This is a genomic window from Pseudomonas sp. B21-051 (assembly GCF_024748795.1).
Lineage (GTDB): Bacteria > Pseudomonadota > Gammaproteobacteria > Pseudomonadales > Pseudomonadaceae > Aquipseudomonas > Aquipseudomonas putida_A.
Genome location: NZ_CP087166.1, coordinates 2808565 through 2831207, shown reverse-complemented (window position 1 = coordinate 2831207; position 22643 = coordinate 2808565). Strand labels below are relative to the sequence as shown.

Genomic DNA, 22643 nt, shown 5'->3' with positions numbered 1-22643 from the left:
GGCAGATAACGCGCCTGCCCGTGAATACTAAGCCTTATAAATCAGCATACCGGCGCCTTCCAATCCAGCATCTGCTGCTGCGCCACCTGCAGCAAATCATTGCCATCCTGCGCCAGCAGGTACAGCGCATGGGTAATGTGTGGAATGTCCTGAACATCACCATGCCGGAAGCACATGCAGTGCAGGGTTTCGAGCAGGTCACTGCAGGCGCGGATGCGCTGGACGGCGGACTCGAGGATGTCTTGGGGGTTGGCTTGTGTGTCGATGACCATTGGCGCGCTGTCGGTGACGCCGCTGTTGAGCGGGTGATAACGGCTTGGGAGCGGATTTGGTGTAAGCATATTGATTACTCGATTGTTTCGAAAGTAACCCGCCAGCACCGTGACCAAACGATGGGAGGCGGACCGTGTACAGGCTTGGTCAACCGAGAACAATCAACTCAGCTCGCCCGAAGGCGTCCTGCACACGGCCACCACAGCAATGCACTACACGGTCAAAGAACTCCGCGGTGCAAATGATGGCACATATGCAATCGATTATTCTCAGGTGACCAAACCCGAATCGCTGATTTTGCAGCGACGCCAAACCATACCCGCCCCGTTCCCGCCGCCGGAAGCAGACAAAGCGTCCATCCTTGTAGGAATCGGCACCGCATCCCCGAGAAATCATCCCTCTGCCAGACAGCCGGCGTTCAGCCAGGTTAACCATCGCTTAACGCCGCAGTCCAAGACTGTACTGAACCGCACACCTCAGCCCCTGGCTGACGCCGAGTGCGGCAGGTTCGGCCGTATGGCGCCGAACGCTTATTCCGTCGCACGGGAGTCCGATTCATGAACATTCGCACGCTGCTGCTCACCTCCGCCCTCGCCTGCACCGCATTCGCCGGACTGGCTCAGGCCAATGACACCTCAACCACGTCCAAGGCCGTTCCCTATCAGTACGGCATGCCGTTGCATGTGAACAAAGTGATTTCCATGACCGAGCAACCCACACGCCAGTGCAAGGTCGTGAGCGCTGATATGAAGTACATCGACAATGCCGGCAAGCCGGCGGAAATCACCTACCGGAAAATGTCTGACGCCTGCAGCGAGCAGAACTGACAGAAGGCTCTGATTTGCGGCTTTGCGGTAGGCGGTGAAGGGTTCGCGGGTTATGCTCGGGTCACTTCTCACTGCCGCAAGGACTCGCCATGCAGTTGTCGTTTCGCACGTTGTCGATCATCACGTCTTGGTTGTGTTTCGTACTGGCGCTGGCCTGGGGCTTTTTCCCGCAGGTGTTGCTGGCGATCTGGAGCATTGAGTATTCGAGCGCTGCCGGTTTTGTTGCGCGGCGCAGTGCGGTGCTGTTTGCGGCGTTGGGGGTGATGTTTTATCTGGTGCGCAACGCGCCGCCGTCGCTGGGTCGCAATGCCCTGAGCAACGGGTTTATCGTCAGTTGTTTTGGTCTGGCGGTACTGGGTTTCGGTGAATGGCTGAACGGCCATGCCGGCCCCGGGATTCTGCTCGCGGTGCTGGTCGAGTTCGCGCTGGGCCTAAGCTTTGTGCAGGCCCGGCGCGTGACGGTCGAACTGGGTGAAACGGTGAGTTAAAGCGCTCTGGAGCGAGGACTGTAATGCTGTGGTGTGGTTTGTTGCGCCAGATCCGAGCGCAGGCCGGCAATCAGTTCATTGATCTCGCGACAGCCATTGAGATGGCTGGCATCGATACCGCTGACGTGCAGATCAACCTGGTCAGTCTGGTGATCGCCGAAGACCTTGACGGTCATCGACAGGTCTGGCGACAGCGTGCACTGGCAGCGTTTAGGCAAAAAACTGCTTTCAATGATATTGCGTAGTTCCAAGGCAGACAGAAACATGGTGAACCTCTCCTTATTGATGAAACTGCCAATCAACTCTTCACGTTGACCGCTTTTGCTGCCCCTGCACGGGTGTGTCCCCGCTGATTCCCTGGTGCGGCAAACGGTTGTACTGCGAAATGCCCATTGGAGCGTAGGCGCCCGAAGCCGGTGCGCTGCACCAAAGCGACGCATAAAACGTGCCTTTCATCGGGTCATTTTGACCCTCATGAAATCAAGCACTTGGCGCGCTGGCCAGCAGTTGGCCAGTTGCAAAATGCAAGATCGACCTTCCTGAGCACTGCAATTTGCAAGTCGACGCCGGTTTGCATTCATCGCTGATGACAGTGAGAATGCCCGACATCTACCCTACACCCGCCAGGAGGCTTCCATGGGTTCTTTACGCGCTCGCGCGACAATCGGTCTGCTCGTTACCGGCCTGTCCACCCTCGTCCATGCAGCCAAACTCGAAGACGTCGCGCCGTATCCCAAGGCGGAAAACGGCTTCACCCGCCAAGTCATCTATCTGCCCAATCAGGATCACGAGGAGAACTTCCAGGTTGAAGTCCTCGCCGGCAAAACCCTGGAAGTCGACTGCAATCGGCAGCGCCTGGGCGGCGCTCTGGACGAGAAAAACCTCGAAGGCTGGGGCTACCCGTTCTACCGCCTGGAAAAAGTCATTGGCCCGATGAGCACGCTGATGGCCTGCCCACCCGGCACCGCCAAGAAACGCGCCTTTGTCCCGGTCGTCGGTGACGGCTTCATGCTGCGCTACAACAGCAAGCTGCCGCTGGTGATCTACGCCCCGAAAGATGTCGAGGTGCGCTATCGCATCTGGTCGGCTTCGGACAAGGTCGGCACCGCCATTGCGGAATGACCTGAACAGGGAGCGCCAAACGTGATTACCTGCCATGTGCGATACGTGATCGATCCGTACCAATTGACCGAGTTCGAGGCCTACGCCAAGGCCTGGCTGGGCATCGTCGAGCGCTTGGGCGGCACGCATCACGGCTATTTCCTGCCCTCCGAGGGCGCGAGCAACATCGCTTATTGCCTGTTCAGCTTTCCCTCGCTGGCCGATTACGAAAGCTACCGGCACATCGCGCTGACCGACCCGGAAAGCACGGCGCTGGTGGAATCACTGGTGCAGAAAAAATTCATCGTCAGCTACGAGCGCAGTTTCCTGCGCCCACTGCTGCCCTGAGTGTTATCACGCCGGGACGCCGCACACCGCGGCGCGCTCGGCGACATGGCGCAGGCTGTCGAAGTTGATATTCGCGCCGGAGTCGATCGCGACGAAGGTCTGCCCGCGAACACCGCTGCGTCCCACGTATTGCTTTATCCCGGCCACCGCCAATGCCCCGGAAGGCTCGGTGATCGAGCGGGTATCGTCGTAGATATTCTTGATCGCCGCGCACAGCTCGTCATTGCTGACAGTGACCACCTCGTCCACGCAAAACCGGCACACCTCAAAACCATAGACGCCTATCTGTGCCACGGCCACGCCATCGGCGAACGTACCGACACTGGGCAGCACCACCCGCGCATCCGCTTGCAGTGCTGCCTGCAGGCAGGCCGAGTGCTCCGATTCGACGCCGATGATCCGCACCTCCGGCCGTAGGTATTTGACGTAAGCCGCGATGCCGGCGATCAGGCCGCCCCCACCGACCGGAACGAAGATCGCATCCAGCGGCCCCTGATGCTGACGGAGGATTTCCATGGCTACCGTGCCCTGGCCGGCAATCACGTCCGGATCATCGAAAGGCGAGACAAAGGTGCGCCCGGTCTGCTCGGCCAGTTGCAGCGCATGGGCCAGGGCAAACGGAAAACTCTCGCCGTGCAGCAGCGCCTCGGCACCCCGACTTCGCACCCCAAGCACTTTGAGTTCCGGCGTGGTCGAGGGCATTACGATGGTCGCCGCGATTCCCAGCTCCCGCGCCGCCAGCGCTACGCCCTGCGCATGGTTGCCCGCCGAAGCGGTGATCACCCCGCGCGATTTCTGCGCATCGCTCAGTTGCACCAGCTTGTTGTAGGCGCCACGGATCTTGAAGGAGAACGTCGGTTGCAGGTCTTCGCGCTTGAGCAGGACCCGATTGCCCAACGCCTCGGACAGCGCCGGCGCCGCTTGCAACGGGGTGCGCACGGCAATGTCGTAGACCGGCGCGGCGAGGATCTTTTTCACGTACTGCTCAAGCAGGGCTTGCTGGTCGGGGCTGTATTTCATCGTCATCTCCGGGCGCTCTGTGTAGGAGCTGCCGAAGGCTGCGATCTTTTGACTTTGTATTTCTCAAATCCAAAGCAAGATCAAAAGATCGCAGCCTTCGGCAGCTCCTACAGGGAGCCATCGTTGTCAAAACCCCGGAGACAGAAAATGAAAACCCGCCTCTAGGGCGGGTTGGGTGCTGCAGTCGTGAGCTAGCCCGCCAAATAAGGAATGGCGGTAATAATGCTTGGCTGGCAGCGCAATCCAGTGGAAGTCATGGGCCTGAAATTAGCCCGGCGGCGACCAGCGAGTCAATGGCTTATTTGCGGATGCCAAGGTAGGCTGGCGATTCTGCTCATCACCCAAGGAAGGAATGCATGATGTCTGTCGCCCTGCCCCTCACTGCGTTGATTGCGTTTACCGGCTACACCGTATCGGTGATGCTCCAGGCCGAACAGTCGTTGATCGACTTCGGCATCAGCCTGATGTCGCGCCCGGACACAGCGCAGGTGGTGATTGATCTGTATCTGCTGGCGACGCTGGCCGGGGTGTGGATGGTCAAGGATGCACGGGCGAGGGGGATGTCGGTCTGGTCGGTGGTGCCATATCTGTTGCTGACGGCAGTGTTTGTGTCGATCGGGCCGTTGTTGTATCTGGTGGTGCGTGGGGTTCGGGAGCGCCGGAAAGTGATTGTGCTAGATCCAGCGGGCTGATCCTGAGCCTCCGGTGCTGCTGAAATAGCTTTCGCGAGCAAGCCCGCTCCCACAAGGGATTTGTATCAGGCACAGATCCCGTGCCAACCCGCAATCCACTGTGGGAGCGAGCTTGCTCGCGAAGGCGTCGGCCAAGTCACAACAGATCACTTGGCCAGCCGCCGCAACCCAAACAACATCCCCCCTGCCCCCAGCAACATCACCACCAAAAACACCGGGTAGGAAATCCACCACGGCGTGCCCGCCGTCATCATGCTGAACTCCGACATCCCGCCAATACTGGCGATCAGGTTCAACGGCAGAAAGACCACGTTGATCAACGTCAGCTTGCGCAGCAGATTGTTCATGCTGTTGTTCATCAGATTGCCGCGAGCATCGATCAGCCCCGAGAACACCGTGGAGTAGATCTCCGCCTGTTTGTAGCACTGGTTGTTTTCGATGATCAGGTCGTCGATCAACCCCAGCGCTTCACTGCCGAAATGCTGTTTTTCCGCATGATTGCGCAGCCGCGTCAGCACCGCGCCGTTGCTGTGCAAAGCGTTGATGTAATAGATCAGGCTTTCGCTGAGGTTGAACATCTGCACCAGGTGCTGGTTCTGCATCGAGGCGTTGAATTTCTGTTGCAGCTCGCGGGCCACCAGTTTGATCACCTTGAGGTGGCCGAGGTAATGGTGGATGTTGTTGAACAGCAAATCGAGCAACACATCCAGCGGCGCGTTGAGCGGCTGGCGGGTGCCGATGCCGTGCAGCGGCGTGTCGTCGGTGGCGATCACCAGCAGTTGCCCGGGAGCAAACAGCAGGCCGCAGGACGACACCTCAAACGCCAGGCTGCCACCGCCGGAATAGTTTTCCGGACGTTTCCAGATCAGGAATAAATGATCAGGGTGAAACTCGATTCGCGAGACTTCGTCCGGGTCCAGCGCCGAGGCCAACGCGTGTTCGTCGACCTTGTAGTGGCTGTGCAGCAAATCGCGCTCGGCCGCATCGGGGTTGCTGAACAACATCACCTCGGCGTCCAGCCGCTCGACCCGCTGCAACGCGCCATGACTCAATGCGAAACTGCTGATCATCGGCGCGTCACCAGGCCTGGCCGCGACGTTTGAGCTCCAGCCGTCGGACGAACTCCTCCAGCACCAGTGAATACAGATCGTCCTGCAAGTAGGCGTCTTCAATACCGGCGTCGAGGTTCGGGTTATCGTTGACCTCGATTACCACCACTTTATCGCCGGCCTGTTTCAGGTCCACACCGTAAAGACCATCGCCGATCAGGTTGGCGGTCTTCACTGCCAGTTCCACTACCGCTCGCGGCGCCTCGTGAACGGCCAGGGTGCGGCACTCGCCGTTGATGTCCTGCCCCTTGGCCTTGTGGTTGTAGATTTGCCAGTGGCCCTTGGACATGAAGTACTGGCAGGCGAAGATCGGTTTGCGGTTGAGCACGCCGATGCGCCAGTCGTATTCGGTGTAGAAAAACTCCTGAGCCAGCAGCAACACCGAGTGTTCGAACAGTTCGGCGGTGGCCTCCAGCAGCGCCTGCTGACTTTCGACTTTGATCACTCCGCGAGAAAAACAACCGTCAGGGATTTTCAAAACCAGCGGAAAACCGAGGCGTTCGCCGACCCGTTCGAAGTCTTCCGGTCGTTCCTTGTAGAGAATTTCGGTGGCGGGCATGCCCAGTTGATGGCTGTTGAGCAGGTCGGTCAGGTAGACCTTGTTGGTGCAGCGCAGGATCGACGTCGGGTCGTCCATGACCACCAGCCCTTCGCTCTCGGCTTTTTTTGCAAAGCGATAGGTGTGGTTGTCGACGCTGGTGGTCTCGCGGATCAGCAAGCCGTCGTACTCGGCGATCCGCGCGTAATCCTTGCGTTCGATCAGTTCGACGTCGATGCCCATGCGCTTGCCGACCCGCACGAAATTCTCCAGTGCCTTGGCGTTGGATGGCGGCAAGGCTTCCTGCGGATCGTGCAGGATCGCCAGGTCGTAACGCGCCACTTGTGGCGAGCGTGGTGCCCGCCAGACTTTACGGCTGAAGCCGTCCAGCGCATTGGCGAACTGATCTTCCTGATCGTCGCGCAACTTGTGCAGCGCGCCGGACTTTATGCCTTCGATGTGCCAACCGTTAGTTCGCCGAAACTCAACTAAAAGAATCGGGCACGGGAACACTTCGAACAACTGTCGAGCCAGATCCTGCAGCGGCTCGATATGGGTCTTGCCGAAGTAAAGTGTCAGGGTAAAACCTTCGGTATCGCTGTAAAGGTGATGACTGAGGGCTTTTTCCAGGGTTTTATCGAGGTCATCCAGTGCCAGGCCGTAAAGCGATTTTTTCGTCAGCTCGCTGATGGTACGCACCGATGGAATCACCTTGTGGCCTCGGGCTTCAGCCAGTAGCGAGCAGTAGTAACCGTGCCCCAGGTACTTGTAGCTGCGGCACAGATTGATCACCTGCACCCGCTTGCCCGGCTCGCTGTAACGGGTTTGCTCGAGGTATTCCTGAGCCGTGACGATGTCCTCGCTGGGAAAGTACGAAGCCCAGTCTTCCTTGCGTTCGACGATAATCAACACTTGACTGGAAGTTCTGATGGCTGGATTTAAAAAAGTTGCCGCCGGCAAACTTTGCTCGGATACTTCGCGCCAATGACCCTGTACCGCTGACATAGAGATTGATCCGTTGGAGAACAAGACCATTTCTATTAAGCACGAAGTTTTTCGAAAGTCTCGTTTCGTTACGCAACTTTTACGGTGGTCATATGAATGCTGTTTTTCGTTTGGCGGTAGTTGAAGATCTGCCAGCGCTGCTGGCCCTGGAAATACAATGTTTCACCACCGACCGGCTCACCAGCCGCAGCTTTCAATGGATGATCACTCGCGCCCACGCGCAATTGCTGGTGGCCGAGCTTGACGGTCGATTGCTCGGCTACGCACTGGTGCTGTTTCATCGCGGCACCTCGCTGGCGCGCCTGTACTCGATCGCCATTGCCGGCGAAGCTCGCGGCAGCGGTTTGGGGAAGCAGTTGTTGCAACGTATCGAGGCCTGCGCCGTCGAGCATGACTGCGCGTACCTGCGCCTTGAAGTGCGTATCGACAACCCCAACGCCATCGCGCTTTACGAGCGCAACGGCTACCGACGCTTTGCGTTGATTCATGATTACTATGAAGACCACGCCGATGCGTTGCGCCTGGAAAAGCGCATTGTTCAGCACCGTGATTCGCGCAACATCAAGGTGCCCTATTACCCGCAAACCACTGAGTTCACCTGTGGCCCGGCCTGTCTGCTGATGGCCATGGGCGCGCTGCAACCTGAGCGCTTGCTGGAGCGGCGTGAGGAATTGCAGATCTGGCGTGAAGCGACCACGGTGTTCATGACCTCCGGCCATGGTGGCTGCAGCCCCCAGGGCTTGGCACTGGCGGCCTGGCGACGGGGGTTTGGGGTGCGTCTACAACTGAGTATGGCCGGACCGTTGTTTCTCGATGGCGTGCGCGATGAGCATAAAAAAGACGTCATGCGCCTGGTGCACGAGGAGTTCACTGCGCAAATGCACGAAACCGACATCGATCGGCAAATTGGCACCCACCTGGATTTGCCGAAGTTGTTACAGGCTGGCGGACAGCCTCTGGTGCTGATCAGCAGCTATCGCCTGACCCGCTCCAAATCACCGCATTGGGTCATGGTGACCGACTGCGATGAAGACTTCGTTTATCTGCACGATCCGGATGTCGATCACAGCCAGCATCGTCAGCCGATGGACTGCCAACACCTGCCGGTCAGCCATGGCGAGTTTGAGAAGATGAGCCGGTTTGGGCGTGGGAAATTGCGGGCGGCGGTGGTTTTGTATGCTCGCGCTACGCCAACTATCGTTACGCTCTAGAGGCTTTTTTGTGGCGAGGGAGCTTGCTCCCGCATGAGTGCGTAGCGCTACAAGATGTTGGGGCTGCTGCGCAACCCAGCGGGAGCAAGCTCCCTCGCCACAGGACATCCGTGAACATTTGAACGGAAATTATTTCAGGCCGATCTTGTAGAGCGCACCGTTCTGCTCATCCGTCAGCACGTACAGATAGCCATCCGGCCCCTGCCGCACATCACGAATCCGCTGTTTCAGCTCACCCAGCAGCCGCTCCTCGTGCACCACCTTGTCCCCGTCAAACTGCAAGCGAATGAGCTCCTGACTGACCAGCGCACCGATAAACAGGTTCTGCTGCCAAGGCTTGAAGCGATCAGCATCATAGAACGCCATGCCGGAAACACCGGGAGATTTCTCCCAGACATGGTGCGGATCAACCGCACCCTCGACACTCTTGCCCTTGGCTTCCGGGATCGGTTGCAGCGAATAGTTGATGCCGTGGGTCGCCAGCGGCCAACCGTAGTTCTTGCCGCGCTCGATGATGTTCACCTCATCGCCGCCACGGGGGCCGTGTTCGTTTTCCCAGATAGTGCCATTCCATGGATTGAGCGCCGCGCCCTGCGGATTGCGCTGGCCGTAAGACCAGATCTCCGGACGCACGCCTGACTGGCCTACGAACGGGTTGTCATCCGGCACCTTGCCGTCGGGGAAGATCCGCACGACCTTGCCTTGCAGCTTGTCGAGATCCTGCGCAGTCGGTCGGTCGTTGTTTTCGCCCAAGGTGATGAACAGATAACCGTCGCGGTCGAACACCAGTCGTGAGCCGAAGTGGTTGCCGGTCGAGAGTTTCGGCTCCTGGCGGAAGATCACCTTGAAATCGCTGATCGTCTTCAGGTCATCCGACAGCCGCCCACGCCCCACCGCCGTACCGGCCTTGTCCCCGGCGCCACCGCCCTCGGCGTAGGACAGGTACACCAGTCGATCCTGTTTGAAGTCCGGCGACAGCACCACATCGAGCAAACCACCCTGGCCCTTGGCCCAGACCTTCGGCACACCACTGATGGGTTCGGAACGCTTGCCGTCGGCAGTAATCACCCGCAGGTTGCCCGGCCGCTCGGTCACCAGCATCCCCTGACGATCCGGCAGAAACGCCAGCGCCCAAGGGTGCTGAAGGCCTTGAGTAATCGTGGTGACTTCAAGGGTGCCCTGCTCGCTTTGCAGCTCTTGTGGAGCAGCGGCGAAAGCTGGAGCGCTGATCAGCGCGCCGGCGCACAGCGTGGCTAGAAAGGTTTTACGCAACATGCACGATTCCTTTTGTTCGTTTCAAAGGCTGACAGGGACGCGGTCCCGCCGTTCAACGGTTGCTGTCTCCATCGCGTGGCGGTGGGTTGGGGATGAATCTGGGCGGCGTACTCGGTACCGAGCGTTGCTGCTGGCCATTGCCAATCCCGCCGTTGCCAACGGTGGGCGTACTGGGCGCCGGCACTGTATTCGGCCCGTGAATCGTCGGCGCGCTGGGCTGCGTGCCCTGCATGCTGTTGGGATTGGCCCGGCGGATCGGGCTGTTGTAGGGATTGTTGTTGGTGCCGGTGGGACTTTGCGCCAGCAATAGCGGCGCGGACGGTGCCGCGACGTCGGCATGCGCCAGACCGGCCCCAAGGAGCGAAATGATAATGCCTGGCAGTATTCGGTTCATGGGGTGGCCTCTCGATGCACAGGTGATAGAGCCTTCGAGTCCACGCTACGCCCCGGGTTCGGATTTGTTAACCCGTTGCCCTTAAACAAGATGTAACACGGCTTGACCGGCAACGCCGCGAGCTACGCAAATGCTGGAAACTTTCGCACTGCGCCACAGGTCACCTGATCATCACTTGGAGAACTCACCATGGCTCGGGCAATCTGGAAAGGCGCGATCAGTTTCGGACTGGTACACATCCCTGTCGCGCTGGTGTCGGCAACCTCTTCGCACGGCGTGGACTTTGACTGGCTCGATAGCCGCAGCATGGATCCGGTGGGCTACAAACGGGTGAACAAGGTCACCGGCAAGGAAGTCACCAAGGAGCACATTGTCAAAGGTGTGGCCTATGAAAAGGGCCGCTACGTAGTGCTCAGCGAGGAAGAGATCCGCTCGGCGCACCCGGTGTCGACACAGACCATCGACATTTTCTCCTTCGTCGATGCCGAGCAGATCCCGCTGCAGAACATCGACACGCCTTATTATCTGGCGCCGGACAAACGCGGCGGCAAGGTCTACGCGTTGCTGCGTGAAACATTGAGCAAAACCAACAAGGTCGCCCTCGCCCGCGTCGTCCTGCACACTCGGCAATATCTGGCGGCACTGATGCCACTGGAATCGGCGCTGGTGCTGGTCAAACTGCGCTGGCCGCAGGAAGTGCGCGGCCTCGACGAATTGGAACTGGGCAGCGAAGTGACCAAACCGCAACTGGCCAAGGGCGAGTTGGACATGGCTAAACGTCTGGTGCAGGACATGAGCGGCGACTGGAACCCGGAAGATTACAAGGACGAGTTTGAAGACAAGATCATGGCCCTGGTCGAGAAAAAGGCCCATGAAGGCAAGATCGAGGATGTCGAGACCGTGGGTGGCGAGGAGGAGCGCAAGTCTGCCGATGTGATCGACTTGACCGAGTTGCTTAAACGCAGTCTGGGCGGTAAAGCGCCGGCCAAAGCGAAGGCAAAAGACAAGCCTGCCAGCAAGGCAGCCCCGGCGAAAAAGACCAAAAAGGCTTCGGGGGCGTAATCAGATGCGGTTCCTGTCAGGAAGCTGACAGGTTGGCTTTGAGAGACTCATCGCCAGCAGGTGGCTCCACACAGTTGGAATTCCACTGTAGGAGCCAGCCCGCTGGGGATGGCATAAACAGCCGCGATACACCGTTCAGATCAAAATGAAGATCGCAAGCAAACCGCCAAAGATCGCCCACTTTTCCATGTAGTAGCGCGCGCGATTACGCTTTTTCAGCTCTTTACCACGCAGGCGAACTTTGTAGATTTTGGTAAACAGGCGGTTGATCCCACCAGTGCGGTCACCCGCGTCGTTCGGCGCACCGGCCGCCGACATCACGGTACGGCTGAACCAGCTGTTGAACGCTGCCGCCCAGCGATATTTCATCGGGCGCTCGATGTCGCAGAACAGGATGATTCGGTTTTTGTCAGTAGTGTTTTCGGCGTAGTGGATGTAAGTCTCGTCAAACATCACTGCTTCACCGTCGCGCCAATGGTAGCTCTCGCCGTCGACATTGATGTAGCAACCGGCGTCGTTCGGCGTGTCGAGACCCAGGTGGTAGCGGTACGAACCGGCATACGGGTCACGGTGGCGAACCAGTTTCGACCCCGGTGGCAGCTCGGCGAACATCGCCGCCTTGATCGAACCGATGCTCTGCACCAGTTCGGTAGTGCGCGGGCACAGTTTCATCGCCGACGGATGGCTCTCGCCATACCATTTCAGATAGAAACGCTTCCAGCCGCTTTTGAAAAACGAGTTGAAACCAACGTCATCGTACTGATTCGAGCGCTTGATCTCACCGGCGCGCAGCAAATCCTGCCCTTCCTGGCGAATTTCTTCCCAATGCGCCTGCAACGGGCTCAGGTCCGGAAACTCCGAAGGATCGAGATACGGCTTGTTCGGCTTCTTCGAAAACAGGTACAGGAAGCAGTTGATCGGGGCCAGAAACGTCGAGTGATCGCTCAGTTGACGGCCCAGTTTGTGACGCACACGTCCACGAAGGTGAACGTATGCAATCGAAATGACATAAATAGCGGCAATGATGAGTTTCACGGAAATCGTCACACGTCAAAAGTGAACAAACTGCGCGCCTGCCGGCCGGAGGCCCAGGGTCTGATGCAGTGGCATGAATACAAATACTGTCCCGGTGGCACTTCCTTGAGCCCATGCCGTTAGCGGCTATTGGGTAATCGGAGGGCATTTTAGCCATACTTTGTAACCAATAGTGAACCTGATCTGTGAAAAACTGTCCGCTGAATCTGCCAAACAGCAGGCGCGACGTCATCGCCCTATCGTTTAAAGAGCCAGACCAGTACAATCGCCGCCAAACTTTACGCGCCCCCCTTGGTTGATGACGGGACTGTCCCGCTTCAGCGCACTTTGACTCGGGCCAAGCGCTCCAGCCGCACCCTCGCTACTCAGAATGCTTCGCAGGAAAAACCTTTGATTTCTACAGCTAACATCACGATGCAGTTCGGCGCCAAGCCGCTCTTCGAAAACGTTTCGGTCAAATTCGGCGCGGGCAACCGCTACGGTCTGATCGGGGCCAACGGTTGCGGCAAGTCGACCTTCATGAAAATCCTCGGCGGCGACCTCGATCCGTCCGGCGGTCAGGTCATGCTTGAGCCGAACGTGCGTCTGGGTAAATTGCGCCAGGACCAGTTCGCCTACGAAGAATTCACCGTGATCGATACCGTGATCATGGGTCACGAAGAGCTGTGGAAGGTCAAGGCCGAGCGCGATCGCATCTACTCGCTGGCGGAAATGAGCGAAGAAGACGGCATGGCCGTGGCCGAGCTGGAAACCGAGTTCGCCGAGATGGACGGCTACACCGCCGAATCCCGCGCCGGTGAACTGCTGCTGGGTCTGGGTATTCCGCTGGAACAGCATTTCGGCCCGATGAGCGAAGTCTCGCCAGGCTGGAAACTGCGCGTATTGCTGGCGCAGGCGCTGTTCTCCGATCCGGAAGTGCTGTTGCTTGACGAACCGACCAACCACCTGGACATCAACACCATTCGCTGGCTGGAAAACGTTCTGACCCAGCGTAACAGCCTGATGATCATCATCTCTCACGACCGTCACTTCCTGAACAGCGTGTGCACGCACATGGCTGACCTGGATTACGGCGAGCTGCGCCTGTTCCCGGGCAACTACGACGAGTACATGACCGTGGCGACCCAGTCCCGCGAGCAACTGCTGTCGGACAACGCCAAGAAGAAAGCGCAGATTTCCGAGCTGCAATCGTTCGTCAGCCGCTTCTCGGCCAACGCCTCGAAAGCCAAACAGGCCACTTCCCGCGCAAAGGCGATCGACAAGATCCAGCTGGCCGAAGTCAAGCCTTCCAGCCGCGTCAGCCCGTTCATCCGCTTCGAGCAGAACAAAAAGCTGCACCGCCAGGCGGTCATGGTCGAAAAAATGGCCAAAGGTTTCGACGGCAAGCCGCTGTTCAAAGACTTCAGCTTCCAGGTTGAAGCCGGCGAGCGCGTAGCGATCATCGGTCCGAACGGTATCGGCAAAACCACCCTGCTGCGTACCCTGGTCAACGAACTGACCCCGGATGCCGGTAGCGTCAAGTGGACCGACGCCGCGGAACTGGGCTACTACGCTCAGGACCATGCGCACGACTTCGAAGACGACGTGACGCTGTTCGACTGGATGGGTCAGTGGACGCAGGGCGAGCAGATGATTCGCGGTACTTTGGGCCGCATGCTGTTCTCCAACGACGAGATCCTCAAGTCGGTCAAAGTGATTTCCGGTGGTGAGCAAGGCCGCATGCTGTTCGGCAAGCTGATCCTGCAAAAACCGAACGTACTGATCATGGACGAACCGACCAACCACCTGGACATGGAATCGATCGAGGCGCTGAACCTGGCGCTGGAAAACTACCCGGGCACGCTGATCTTCGTCAGCCACGACCGTGAGTTCGTATCGTCCCTGGCCACGCGCATCATCGAACTGAGCGCCAACGGCGTGACTGACTTCAGCGGCACTTACGATGACTACCTGCGTAGTCAGGGTGTGGTGTTCTAAGAGCAGCTTCGAGTATTGAGCTGTTAGCTGCATGATAAAAGCCCCGTCTTTGTGACGGGGCTTTTTGCATTTCAAGGGATAGTGATTTTGTGCTGCTCGCGAAGAGGCCCTCGAAAACACCACCGACTCCAGGAAAAATAGTTAGCCTGCTTCCTTTTATTCCAGTACCCAGCCATGATGCCCACTCTCCCACCGCCGCCCGCGAACGAGTCCACATGTCTGCGCAGCAACCGCCTCCGCAAAGCTCCCTGGCGATCACCCTGCAGATCGTCTCCATCGTGTTTTACACCTTTGTCGCCTTCCTGTGCATCGGCCTGCCGATCGCGGTGTTGCCCGGTTATGTGCATGAACAGCTGGGTTTCAGCGCCATTATTGCAGGGCTGGTGATCGGCTCGCAGTATCTGGCCACCCTGCTCAGTCGGCCGATGGCCGGGCGCATGTCGGATACGCTGGGCACCAAACGGGCGATTGTTTATGGCTTGTCGGGAATCGTGCTCAGCGGGCTGCTGACGCTGATTTCGACGCTGTTGCAGGACTTTCCGTTGCCGAGCCTGATCATTCTGATCATCGGTCGATTGCTGCTCGGCGTTGCACAGGGCCTGATCGGCGTCGGCACCATCAGCTGGTGCATGGGCCAGGTCGGTGTCGAACACACGGCAAGGTCGATCGGCTGGAACGGCATTGCCTCCTATGGCGCTATTGCGATTGGCGCGCCATTGGGCGTGGTGATGGTCGCCGACTACGGCTTTGCCAGCCTGGGCATCGCCTTGTCGGTATTGGCCGTGGGCGCCTTGGTGTTGATCCGCAATAAACCTTCGGTGCCGGTGGTACGCGGCGAACGGCTGCCTTTTTGGGCGGTGTTCGGGCGGATTGCACCGTATGGGGCCAGTTTGAGTCTGGCGTCGATCGGTTACGGCACGCTGACCACCTTCATCACCCTTTATTATCTCAACCGAGGCTGGAGCGGCGCCGCGTATTGCCTGACGGTGTTCGGCGTGTGTTTCATCGTGTCGCGGCTGCTGTTCATTTCGGCGATCAGCCGTTTTGGCGGCTTCAATTCGGCGATCGCCTGCATGAGCATCGAGACCGTCGGCCTGGTGTTGCTGTGGCTGGCGCCCACTACCGCGTTCGCGTTGATCGGCGCGGGACTGGCGGGATTTGGCTTGTCGCTGGTGTATCCGGCGCTGGGGGTCGAGGCGATCAAGCAGGTGCCCAGTTCCAGCCGTGGCTCGGGGTTGGGGGCTTATGCGGTGTTCTTTGATCTGGCGCTGGCGATTGCCGGGCCGTTGATGGGCGCAGTGGCGTTGAATCTGGGGTATGCGTGGATTTTCTTCAGCGCGGCGCTGTTGTCGGTGATCGGGCTGGGGTTGACCTTGGTGCTCAAGCGCCGGGCGATGAGCTGAAAGACCAAATCAAAAGATCAAAAGATCGCAGCCTTCGGCAGCTCCTACACTCGATTTTTGTAGGAGCTGCCGAAGGCTCGGGCCGCGATCGGACGATCTTTTGATCTTTATTGATCCGCGGTCTGCATCCCCGCCCGGCTCGGCTTGCCCAGCGTGCGCGAGAAGAACAGTCCGGCTTCGGAGATCAGGTTGCGGTGAATGTCTTCGCGATCCACGCCGTCGGCATCGGTGCACAGCGCCGGCATGGCGCGGATCTGCTCTTCATTGCACGGCGCCATGAACACGAAGTGCCCTGCCCCGGCCAACAACTTGAAGTCCGGCGCGGTCGGCAGTTTGCGCGCCAGAGCCGCGGCGTTTTTGTCGAAGGCCACCAGTTTGTCGCCATCGCCGCTGTACAGCAGCACCGGCACATGCACATCCGCCAGGGTGCTACGGCCGAATTTCAGGCTCAGCGGTGCCATCAACAGCAGCGCATGCACACGCGGATCGGCCACTGGCTGCAAGTCATCGCGATCGACGATCAGCTCACCCTGAGTGTTGCAGGCATCATGGTCGTCAGGGCGTTCCTGGCAGTAGCGGCGCAGACGATCCAGATCCGGCTGCGCGCCGGAGAGAATCAACGCGGTTTCGCCACCGGCCGAATAACCAATGACCCCGACCTGATCAGCGTTGACGAACGGCGAGAGCATCGGGTCGCCGAGGGTCGCGGTGATTGCTTCGGAAATCTGGATCGGCCGCCCATACAGATTGCTCAGGGTGCCGAGGCGGCTGTGGTCTTTGGAGTTGTCGCCGGGATGAATCACCGCGACCACTACAAAGCCCTTGCGTGCCAGCGAGGTGGCGAGGTCATGCAGTGCCAGCGGCGTGCCGGTGTTGCCGTGGGACAACATCAGCATCGGAAAACGACCGATGGCCACCTTGGTGTCAGCGCCGGCCTCGACGGTGTAACCCTCAAGCAAGCTGCTGTGTTCGCGGTCGCTGGAGGGATAGAAGGCGATGGCGCGCATCGGTTGCAGATCCAGCGGATCGAGGAAGGTCATTTCGTGGTAACCGACACTCCAGACAGGGTGTCGCCCGGGCGCGGCATGCACTGAACCGAGGCTGCCGAGCAGGCAAATCAGTAACGTTGCACAAAGACGCATCATGGGATGGCCCACCCTGTGTTACTCAATCGAAAGATCCTTTGTGTTCCGACACGCCCGAAACCCGGTGGTTCGGTGATCCGGCGCGGCGTTGCACTCAGACGTTGATCGTTTGACTGCATAACCCGGGCCAGATTATGCAACAGTCAGAAACAAAAAACTCCGCATCTGGCCCTTGCAGAACCAGAATACAGAGTTTTTTGAGGCGCTACCTGAACGGCAGCTGGTCTTTACGCAATGCTTACGCGGCGGCAAACAATTGCTCGCTGATCTTCGCCTGAGCAGCGCTCATCGCGTTGTTGCGCACTTCATCACCGTAGGCCAGACCTTCGGCACGAACGATTTCGATGTCGGTGATGCCGAGGAAGCCCAGTACCAGCTTCAGATATTCTTCGTGAGCGATGCCGCTCGCCTGACCGGCATGGATGCCGCCGGAGGTGGAGACGATCACCACTTTCTTGCCACCGCACAGGCCTTCAGGGCCGGCTTCGGTGTAGCGGAAAGTCTGGCCGGCAACGGCGACGCGGTCGATCCAGGCCTTGAGCTGGGTCGGCACGGTGAAGTTGTACATCGGCGCGGCAATGACGATGGCGTCGGCAGCGATGAATTCGGCCAGGGTCGAAGCGCTCAGTTCGGCTTCGTGCTGTTGTGCGGCGTCGCGCAGTTCAGCGGTGGTACCGGCAGCCACCAGGGTGGTCGACGAGAAGTGGCTGATGGCGTCGGCCGCCAGGTCGCGGTAGGTCACGACAGCAGCAGGCTCGGCGGCTTGCCAGGCTTTGACGACTTGGCTGCTCAGCTGACGGGAAGCGGAGTTGTCGCCCAGAATGCTCGAATCGATGTGCAGCAGTTTCATGTGGAATCTCCTGGAAAGAATCGCCGGCGGCGATGGAATGGAGACAATCCTACGGAAGAAACCAATAGCTGATTAGCCGCCGACAATGCGATAGTTCGTCCTACTGATAGAACGGTGGGCTTTTCATGCAGGATCTCAATGATCTCTACTATTTCGCCAAGGTGGTCGAGGCCGGTGGCTTCGCCGCAGCCGGGCGTTTGCTGGGCATTCCCAAGTCTCGACTGTCACGACGCATTGCCGAACTCGAAGAGCGCCTCGGCGCCCGTCTGCTGCAACGCACCACGCGCCAGTTGAACCTGACCGCTGTTGGCGAACGCTACTTGCGTCACTGTCAGGCGATGTTGCTGGAAGCGGAGATGGCCGACGAAGCAGTCGCCAGCATGTCCAGCGAGCCACGCGGCCGCTTGCGGGTGTCCTGCCCCACTGGTCTGGCGCGGGAAATGTTGCCGTGGGTGATCAGTGAATTCCTCGGCAAATTCCCTCAGGTGCAACTGGAGGTCGTACTGCTCAATCGCCGGGTGGATCTGGTCGCCGAAGGCTTCGACGTGGCCCTGCGTGTACGCGAGTTGGGCGATGAAGATCCGTTGCTGGTCACCCGGCGTCTGCGCCAGGCACAAATGGTCGTGGTGGCCAGCCCGGCTTTTGTCGAGGGTAAAACCATCACTCATCCGCAGGATTTGAAGAACCTGCCGGTGCTCGGCGCGCTGGAAGCCGATCGCATGGTGCATGTGCGCTTGCTGGACGAGCAAGGCAACAGCGTCGAACTGAACATGGAAGCGCGACTGGGTATCGATGACTTCATCGTGCGCAAGGCCTGTGTGCTGGCCGGCCAGGGTTTTACCCTGCTGCCGATGATGTATTGCGAAGCCGACCTTGAGAGCGGCGCGCTGGTGCAATTGCTGCCCGAGTGGTCGTTGCCCGGCGGCTGGTTGCAGGCGGTGTATCCGCATCGACGCGGGGTGATGCCGGCGGTGCGGGCGTGGATCGATCACTTGGTCGAATCGTTCAATGCGTGCGGGGAGCGGTTGTTATGAACAAGGGAAAAATGAACGAAGCGGATGTCGCCGCGTTCTGCCTGGCCTTGCCGGGCGCGCGGGAGGATTTCAAGTGGGGCGGCGTGCGGGTGTTTTCGATTGCCGGCAACAAGATGTTCGCCTTGCAAGGGCTGCGCGGGGACTCATTGGCGTTCAAAGTCGACAAGGACCTGTTTCTCGGCCATTGCGACCGCCCGGGGATTCAGCCGGCGCCTTATCTGGCACGGGCGCAGTGGATCATCATGCACCCGCCCTACCCGCTGGGCGCCGAGGAACTGCAGGGATTGCTGACGCGTTCGCATCAATTGGTGGTGGGCAAATTGCCCAAAAAAACCCAAATCGGATTACTGCTCTGAACCCCGCCCCTGTAGGAGCTGCCGCAGGCTGCGATCTTTGACTTTGATCTTTTAGAAAGCAAGATCAAAAGATCGCAGCCTGCGGCAGCTCCTACAGGGGGATTTGTGGTGATTCAGAACAGTGACAGCAGGTTCGAGCCGAGAAACAACTGGTCGATCCAGAACACCTGATGCAGCGCCACAATCACCCAGAACAGAATCTGAAACGACACCTTGCGCGTCTTGTGCCGGAACACCTGTTGGGCGATCAGCGCGCCGGGCCAGCCGCCAGCCAGTTCCAGCGCATGCAGGATGTTCTCCGGCGTGCGCCACGCATCGGCGCGGGCCTTGCGCTTGTCTGCCCAGTACATGAAAAACGCCAGCACGCTGACCACGCCATAAGCAGCCAACGGCACCAGCGAGATGCCGCGCAGCCACATCGACAGCGAGCCGAACAGCGGCAGCGCGCAGACGATCAGCAGCACTGCGAGTTTCAGTTTCAGATGCTGAACGCCGCCTCCAGATGGGCGTCCCTCCGGGCGGCGCGCGCGGGAATCACTCATGGCTTGGCCGCCGACCAGTCGACCCAGCCGAACTGCCAGGTCGCCAGAATCACCAGACCGAAAACGATCCGGTACCAGGCGAATGCCGCGTAACTGTGGCTGGCGATGAACTTGAGCAGACCGCGCACGGCAATCATGGCGAAGATGAACGCGGTGATGAAGCCGATGGCGAACACCGGGAAGTCTGCCGGCACGAACAGATGGCGATACTTGTAACCGGAGTACACCGCCGCACCGACCATGGTCGGCATCGCCAGGAAAAACGAGAACTCGGTCGCGGTCTTGCGCGACAGGCCGAACAGCAGGCCGCCGATGATCGTCGAGCCGGACCGCGAGGTACCGGGGATCATCGCCAGACACTGCGCGAAACCGACTTTCAGCGCGTCCTTCCAGGTGATCTCGTCCACGGTTTCGGCGTGCACCTCATGCTGGCGACGCTCGGCCCACAGCATGATCACACCGCCCACCACCAGCGCGGTCGCGACGGTGATCGGATTGAACAGGTATTGATGAATCAGGTCGGCAAAAATCACCCCCAGCACCACCGCCGGCAGAAACGCGATCAGCAGGTTGGCGGTAAAACGCCGCGCACTCGGCTGGGTCGGCAAGCCGATCACCACGTCGAGAATCTTGCGACGAAACTCCCAGACCACCGCGAGGATCGCGCCGAGCTGAATAATGATGTTGAACGCCATGGCCCGTTCGCCGCCGAAGTCGAGCAAGTCGGCAACAATGATCTGGTGTCCGGTACTGGAAATGGGCAAAAACTCCGTCAGCCCCTCTACAACTCCAAGAATCAGTGCCTGCAAGGCGGTCCAAAGATCCATCAGTCCCCCAAAGAGCGATGCACAATGGCATGCCCCGATAGTATTTTTTACGTTCACTGCGATCAGCGTAGCTGTTTGTAGCTGTACCGATTCCGCGCACACAGCATCCACACGAAACGGTCAAAATTCCGTGAAATATCAATTTGGATTCAGGTTTTCACGCGCGGGGCCGAAATCCTAACAGACAAGCCTTAATAGTGCTGCGGCGTTATTCGACTTGGGTCGCGTATGCCTGACCACCCAAACGTGGTTGGATGCTGGCGTTGATTTATTACAAGAAAAAGAAATCGGAGTGACAGCGTTATGAACAGCTTGCGCAGTGTGTCGATCAGCCGACGCTTGTGGCTCATTTTGATTGTGGCGGTGGTCATGTTGTTGACCTTGGGCGTGTTGATGCTCAAGCAGATCCACGATGACCTGTACCACGCCAAGGCGCAGAAAACCCAGCATGTGGTGCAGACCGCCAGCGGCCTGCTGACTTATTACCACGACCTCGAAACCGCCGGCACCCTGACCCGCGACGCCGCGCAGAAACAGGCACTGACCGCGATTCGCGGCCTGCGCTACGACCAGAGCGATTACTTTTGGATCAACGACCTCACCCCGGTGATGGTCATGCACCCGACCAACCCCAAGCTCGAAGGCCAGAACCTCTCGGCGATCCGCGACCCGGACGGTTTCGCGGTGTTCAACGAGATGGTCGCGATCGCCAAAAGCAAAGGCGCCGGCATGGTCGATTACCGCTGGCCCAAACCCGGCGCCAGTGAGCCGGTGGCGAAAACCTCCTACGTCAAACTGTTCGAACCGTGGGGCTGGGTGCTCGGTTCGGGCGTTTACGTCGATGATGTGCAGAGCGAGTTCCGGGGGCAGTTGATCAAGGCTTCGGTGATTGGTTTGGTGATCGCCGTGATCATGGCCTTGCTGGTGATTTTGATTGCCCGCAGCATCGTCCGTCCGCTGCAGGAAACCGTGAACGCCATGGCCAACATCGCCAGCGGCGAGAGCGACCTGACCCGCAGCCTCGACACCCACGGTCAGGACGAAGTCACGCAACTGGCGCATCACTTCAACGCCTTCACCGCCAAGTTGCGCCGGGTCATCGGTGACTTGCAGGTTTCGGCCAGTGCGCTCGGCCAGTCGTCCAGTGAACTGGGTAACGACGCGACCCAGGCCCAGCAGCGCAGCCAGCAGCAATCGCAGCAGATGGAACTGGTCGCGACCGCGATCAACGAAGTGACCTATGGCGTGCAGGACGTGGCAAAGAACGCCGAACACGCTGCCGCTGAAATGCGCGATGCCGAGGCTCAGGCGCAGCAGGGTCAGATCAACATCGACGGCAGCCTGCAACAGATCGACAAATTGTCCGGAACCATTGACCAGGCGGTGGAGGTGATTCGCACCTTGGCAGCAGAGAGCACGCAGATTGGCAGTGTGCTGGAGGTGATCCGTTCGATTGCCGAGCAGACCAACCTGCTGGCACTCAATGCGGCCATCGAAGCGGCCCGCGCCGGTGAACAGGGCCGGGGCTTTGCGGTGGTGGCCGATGAAGTGCGGTTGCTGGCGCAGCGCACGCAAAAGTCGACCGCGGAAATTCAAAGCATGATCGAACGCCTGCAGAATCATTCCGAAGCAGCGGTGAAAGTCATTGGCGACAGCAGCAAGGCCTCGCAACTGACCATCGAACAGGCGGGATTGGCCGGCGCGAGCCTGAATGCCATCGGCCAGGCCCTGCGCAATCTCAATGGCCTGAACGCCTCGATTGCCAGCGCCACACTGCAACAGGCGCATGTGGTCGAGGACATCAACCAGAACGTCACGCAGGCGGCCGGCCTGTCTCACAGCACCGCGCTGGCGGCGGAGCAGTCGAGTGCGGCGAGCGTCAAACTTGGCCAGTTGAGCGAGCAGTTGAACCAGTTGCTGCGTCAGTTCCGCGTCTGACCCCTCACCCTTGTGGGAGCGAGCCTGCTCGCGAAGGCGTAATGTCAGTCAACATCTGCGTTGCTGACATACCGCTTTCGCGAGCAGGCTCGCTCCCACAGGGGGACCAGGTGCCCCGTCAAAATCGGTAAGGCTCGCTCCCACAGGGTTATTCGTCATTCAAGCTTTCCGGGTACAATTGCGCCCCTTCTTG

General features: G+C 59.2%; 23 protein-coding genes and 1 pseudogene. 12 read left to right on the top strand and 12 right to left on the bottom strand.

Features of this window, described 5'->3' with window-relative positions; all coding sequences use genetic code 11:
• Window positions 1-41 precede the first annotated feature (41 nt).
• A complete protein-coding gene (locus tag LOY52_RS12690) occupies window positions 42-341 on the bottom strand; it encodes a hypothetical protein (RefSeq protein ID WP_258679699.1) in 300 nt (99 codons plus the stop codon).
• A gap of 489 nt (window positions 342-830) precedes the next feature.
• Between LOY52_RS12690 and LOY52_RS12685 the strand changes: the two genes are divergently transcribed.
• Together LOY52_RS12685 and LOY52_RS12680 are read left to right on the top strand one after the other, a co-directional pair.
• Window positions 831-1100 (top strand): DUF2790 domain-containing protein, encoded by a 270-nt coding sequence (locus tag LOY52_RS12685; protein WP_258679698.1) that lies wholly within the window; start codon window positions 831-833, stop codon window positions 1098-1100.
• 89 nt (window positions 1101-1189) lie between these two features.
• The gene (locus LOY52_RS12680) at window positions 1190-1588 is read left to right on the top strand and encodes a hypothetical protein (RefSeq protein ID WP_258679697.1); all 399 of its coding nucleotides are present in this window, start codon (window positions 1190-1192) and stop codon (window positions 1586-1588) included.
• Here the strand turns inward: LOY52_RS12680 and LOY52_RS12675 are convergent.
• Window positions 1585-1854, bottom strand: a complete 270-nt coding sequence (locus tag LOY52_RS12675; RefSeq protein ID WP_007964586.1) for a DUF1652 domain-containing protein — start codon at window positions 1852-1854, stop codon at window positions 1585-1587. The genes LOY52_RS12680 and LOY52_RS12675 overlap by 4 nt on opposite strands.
• Before the next feature lie 370 nt (window positions 1855-2224).
• On the opposite strand from LOY52_RS12675, the gene eco reads away from it, so the two are divergent.
• Both eco and LOY52_RS12665 read left to right on the top strand, forming a co-directional pair.
• Window positions 2225-2710 (top strand): serine protease inhibitor ecotin, encoded by a 486-nt coding sequence (eco, locus tag LOY52_RS12670; protein ID WP_258679696.1) that lies wholly within the window; start codon window positions 2225-2227, stop codon window positions 2708-2710.
• Between the two features lie 21 nt (window positions 2711-2731).
• Window positions 2732-3037 carry an NIPSNAP family protein gene (locus LOY52_RS12665; RefSeq protein WP_003225174.1) on the top strand — a complete coding sequence of 102 codons (306 nt, stop codon included), beginning with the start codon at window positions 2732-2734 and terminating at the stop codon, window positions 3035-3037.
• A gap of 30 nt (window positions 3038-3067) precedes the next feature.
• On the opposite strand, the pseudogene ilvA reads toward LOY52_RS12665, so the two are convergent.
• Window positions 3068-4063, bottom strand: a pseudogene (gene ilvA / locus LOY52_RS12660) (threonine ammonia-lyase, biosynthetic); the annotation flags it as partial.
• 350 nt (window positions 4064-4413) lie between these two features.
• On the opposite strand from ilvA, the gene LOY52_RS12655 reads away from it, so the two are divergent.
• Window positions 4414-4749 (top strand): DUF2834 domain-containing protein, encoded by a 336-nt coding sequence (locus LOY52_RS12655; RefSeq protein ID WP_258679695.1) that lies wholly within the window; start codon window positions 4414-4416, stop codon window positions 4747-4749.
• 146 nt (window positions 4750-4895) lie between these two features.
• Here the strand turns inward: LOY52_RS12655 and LOY52_RS12650 are convergent, their stop codons facing one another.
• Complete coding sequence (locus LOY52_RS12650) at window positions 4896-5819, bottom strand: magnesium transporter CorA family protein (RefSeq protein WP_258679694.1); 924 nt, start codon at window positions 5817-5819, stop codon at window positions 4896-4898.
• A 7-nt stretch (window positions 5820-5826) separates the two neighbouring features.
• Window positions 5827-7401 carry a RimK family protein gene (locus LOY52_RS12645; RefSeq protein ID WP_258679693.1) on the bottom strand — a complete coding sequence of 525 codons (1575 nt, stop codon included), beginning with the start codon at window positions 7399-7401 and terminating at the stop codon, window positions 5827-5829.
• Between the two features lie 92 nt (window positions 7402-7493).
• Here LOY52_RS12645 and LOY52_RS12640 point away from each other — a divergent pair, with 92 nt between their 5' ends.
• Window positions 7494-8612, top strand: a complete 1119-nt coding sequence (locus tag LOY52_RS12640; protein WP_258679692.1) for a peptidase C39 family protein — start codon at window positions 7494-7496, stop codon at window positions 8610-8612.
• 129 nt (window positions 8613-8741) lie between these two features.
• Here the strand turns inward: LOY52_RS12640 and LOY52_RS12635 are convergent, their stop codons facing one another.
• Both LOY52_RS12635 and LOY52_RS12630 read right to left on the bottom strand, forming a co-directional pair.
• Window positions 8742-9887, bottom strand: coding sequence for a PQQ-dependent sugar dehydrogenase (locus tag LOY52_RS12635; RefSeq protein WP_258679691.1), 1146 nt, complete (start codon window positions 9885-9887; stop codon window positions 8742-8744).
• Window positions 9888-9939: 52 nt separating this feature from the next.
• Window positions 9940-10281, bottom strand: coding sequence for a hypothetical protein (locus LOY52_RS12630; RefSeq protein ID WP_258679690.1), 342 nt, complete (start codon window positions 10279-10281; stop codon window positions 9940-9942).
• Between the two features lie 189 nt (window positions 10282-10470).
• On the opposite strand from LOY52_RS12630, the gene LOY52_RS12625 reads away from it, so the two are divergent.
• Window positions 10471-11343, top strand: coding sequence for a Ku protein (locus LOY52_RS12625; RefSeq protein ID WP_258679689.1), 873 nt, complete (start codon window positions 10471-10473; stop codon window positions 11341-11343).
• Between the two features lie 135 nt (window positions 11344-11478).
• Here LOY52_RS12625 and lpxO read toward each other — a convergent pair whose 3' ends face one another.
• A complete protein-coding gene (gene lpxO / locus LOY52_RS12620; protein WP_027612715.1) occupies window positions 11479-12378 on the bottom strand; it encodes a lipid A hydroxylase LpxO in 900 nt (299 codons plus the stop codon).
• A gap of 390 nt (window positions 12379-12768) precedes the next feature.
• Between lpxO and LOY52_RS12615 the strand changes: the two genes are divergently transcribed.
• On the top strand, window positions 12769-14355 hold the full coding sequence (locus LOY52_RS12615; RefSeq protein WP_027612713.1) for an ABC-F family ATPase: 1587 nt from the start codon (window positions 12769-12771) through the stop codon (window positions 14353-14355).
• A 215-nt stretch (window positions 14356-14570) separates the two neighbouring features.
• Window positions 14571-15758: an MFS transporter gene (locus tag LOY52_RS12610; RefSeq protein ID WP_258679688.1), complete on the top strand. Its 1188-nt coding sequence runs from the start codon at window positions 14571-14573 to the stop codon at window positions 15756-15758.
• Window positions 15759-15865: 107 nt separating this feature from the next.
• Here LOY52_RS12610 and LOY52_RS12605 read toward each other — a convergent pair whose 3' ends face one another.
• A complete protein-coding gene (locus LOY52_RS12605) occupies window positions 15866-16903 on the bottom strand; it encodes a dienelactone hydrolase (RefSeq protein WP_258679687.1) in 1038 nt (345 codons plus the stop codon).
• A gap of 238 nt (window positions 16904-17141) precedes the next feature.
• Window positions 17142-17753, bottom strand: coding sequence for an FMN-dependent NADH-azoreductase (locus tag LOY52_RS12600; RefSeq protein ID WP_258679686.1), 612 nt, complete (start codon window positions 17751-17753; stop codon window positions 17142-17144).
• A gap of 125 nt (window positions 17754-17878) precedes the next feature.
• Between LOY52_RS12600 and LOY52_RS12595 the strand changes: the two genes are divergently transcribed.
• Both LOY52_RS12595 and LOY52_RS12590 read left to right on the top strand, forming a co-directional pair.
• Entirely contained in the window at window positions 17879-18787 is a 909-nt protein-coding gene (locus LOY52_RS12595) for a LysR substrate-binding domain-containing protein (protein ID WP_007964611.1), read from the top strand.
• Entirely contained in the window at window positions 18784-19143 is a 360-nt protein-coding gene (locus LOY52_RS12590; protein WP_258679685.1) for an MmcQ/YjbR family DNA-binding protein, read from the top strand. The genes LOY52_RS12595 and LOY52_RS12590 overlap by 4 nt, the downstream gene beginning before the upstream one ends.
• Before the next feature lie 113 nt (window positions 19144-19256).
• Here LOY52_RS12590 and LOY52_RS12585 read toward each other — a convergent pair whose 3' ends face one another.
• Together LOY52_RS12585 and LOY52_RS12580 are read right to left on the bottom strand one after the other, a co-directional pair.
• Window positions 19257-19685, bottom strand: a complete 429-nt coding sequence (locus tag LOY52_RS12585; RefSeq protein WP_258679684.1) for a DUF1294 domain-containing protein — start codon at window positions 19683-19685, stop codon at window positions 19257-19259.
• Window positions 19682-20512 carry an undecaprenyl-diphosphate phosphatase gene (locus LOY52_RS12580; protein WP_027612707.1) on the bottom strand — a complete coding sequence of 277 codons (831 nt, stop codon included), beginning with the start codon at window positions 20510-20512 and terminating at the stop codon, window positions 19682-19684. The genes LOY52_RS12585 and LOY52_RS12580 overlap by 4 nt, the downstream gene beginning before the upstream one ends.
• Window positions 20513-20815: 303 nt before the next feature.
• Here LOY52_RS12580 and LOY52_RS12575 point away from each other — a divergent pair, with 303 nt between their 5' ends.
• Window positions 20816-22450, top strand: a complete 1635-nt coding sequence (locus tag LOY52_RS12575; RefSeq protein ID WP_247267394.1) for a methyl-accepting chemotaxis protein — start codon at window positions 20816-20818, stop codon at window positions 22448-22450.
• The last annotated feature ends 193 nt before the right edge of the window (window positions 22451-22643 follow it).

Bases quoted from the DNA above. Each gene is read 5' to 3' on its own strand.
- LOY52_RS12610 (WP_258679688.1), top strand. From the start codon at position 14,571: ATGTCTGCGCAGCAACCGCCTCCGCAAAGCTCCCTGGCGATCACCCTG.
- LOY52_RS12680 (WP_258679697.1), top strand. From the start codon at position 1,190: ATGCAGTTGTCGTTTCGCACGTTGTCGATCATCACGTCTTGGTTGTGT.
- LOY52_RS12580 (WP_027612707.1), bottom strand. From the start codon at position 20,512: ATGGATCTTTGGACCGCCTTGCAGGCACTGATTCTTGGAGTTGTAGAG.
- LOY52_RS12685 (WP_258679698.1), top strand. From the start codon at position 831: ATGAACATTCGCACGCTGCTGCTCACCTCCGCCCTCGCCTGCACCGCA.
- LOY52_RS12690 (WP_258679699.1), bottom strand. From the start codon at position 341: ATGCTTACACCAAATCCGCTCCCAAGCCGTTATCACCCGCTCAACAGC.
- LOY52_RS12600 (WP_258679686.1), bottom strand. From the start codon at position 17,753: ATGAAACTGCTGCACATCGATTCGAGCATTCTGGGCGACAACTCCGCT.
- LOY52_RS12605 (WP_258679687.1), bottom strand. From the start codon at position 16,903: ATGATGCGTCTTTGTGCAACGTTACTGATTTGCCTGCTCGGCAGCCTC.
- LOY52_RS12635 (WP_258679691.1), bottom strand. From the start codon at position 9,887: ATGTTGCGTAAAACCTTTCTAGCCACGCTGTGCGCCGGCGCGCTGATC.
- LOY52_RS12675 (WP_007964586.1), bottom strand. From the start codon at position 1,854: ATGTTTCTGTCTGCCTTGGAACTACGCAATATCATTGAAAGCAGTTTT.
- LOY52_RS12640 (WP_258679692.1), top strand. From the start codon at position 7,494: ATGAATGCTGTTTTTCGTTTGGCGGTAGTTGAAGATCTGCCAGCGCTG.
- LOY52_RS12655 (WP_258679695.1), top strand. From the start codon at position 4,414: ATGATGTCTGTCGCCCTGCCCCTCACTGCGTTGATTGCGTTTACCGGC.
- LOY52_RS12630 (WP_258679690.1), bottom strand. From the start codon at position 10,281: ATGAACCGAATACTGCCAGGCATTATCATTTCGCTCCTTGGGGCCGGT.
- LOY52_RS12590 (WP_258679685.1), top strand. From the start codon at position 18,784: ATGAACAAGGGAAAAATGAACGAAGCGGATGTCGCCGCGTTCTGCCTG.
- LOY52_RS12595 (WP_007964611.1), top strand. From the start codon at position 17,879: ATGCAGGATCTCAATGATCTCTACTATTTCGCCAAGGTGGTCGAGGCC.
- LOY52_RS12585 (WP_258679684.1), bottom strand. From the start codon at position 19,685: ATGAGTGATTCCCGCGCGCGCCGCCCGGAGGGACGCCCATCTGGAGGC.
- eco (WP_258679696.1), top strand. From the start codon at position 2,225: ATGGGTTCTTTACGCGCTCGCGCGACAATCGGTCTGCTCGTTACCGGC.
- LOY52_RS12575 (WP_247267394.1), top strand. From the start codon at position 20,816: ATGAACAGCTTGCGCAGTGTGTCGATCAGCCGACGCTTGTGGCTCATT.
- LOY52_RS12625 (WP_258679689.1), top strand. From the start codon at position 10,471: ATGGCTCGGGCAATCTGGAAAGGCGCGATCAGTTTCGGACTGGTACAC.
- LOY52_RS12650 (WP_258679694.1), bottom strand. From the start codon at position 5,819: ATGATCAGCAGTTTCGCATTGAGTCATGGCGCGTTGCAGCGGGTCGAG.
- LOY52_RS12645 (WP_258679693.1), bottom strand. From the start codon at position 7,401: ATGTCAGCGGTACAGGGTCATTGGCGCGAAGTATCCGAGCAAAGTTTG.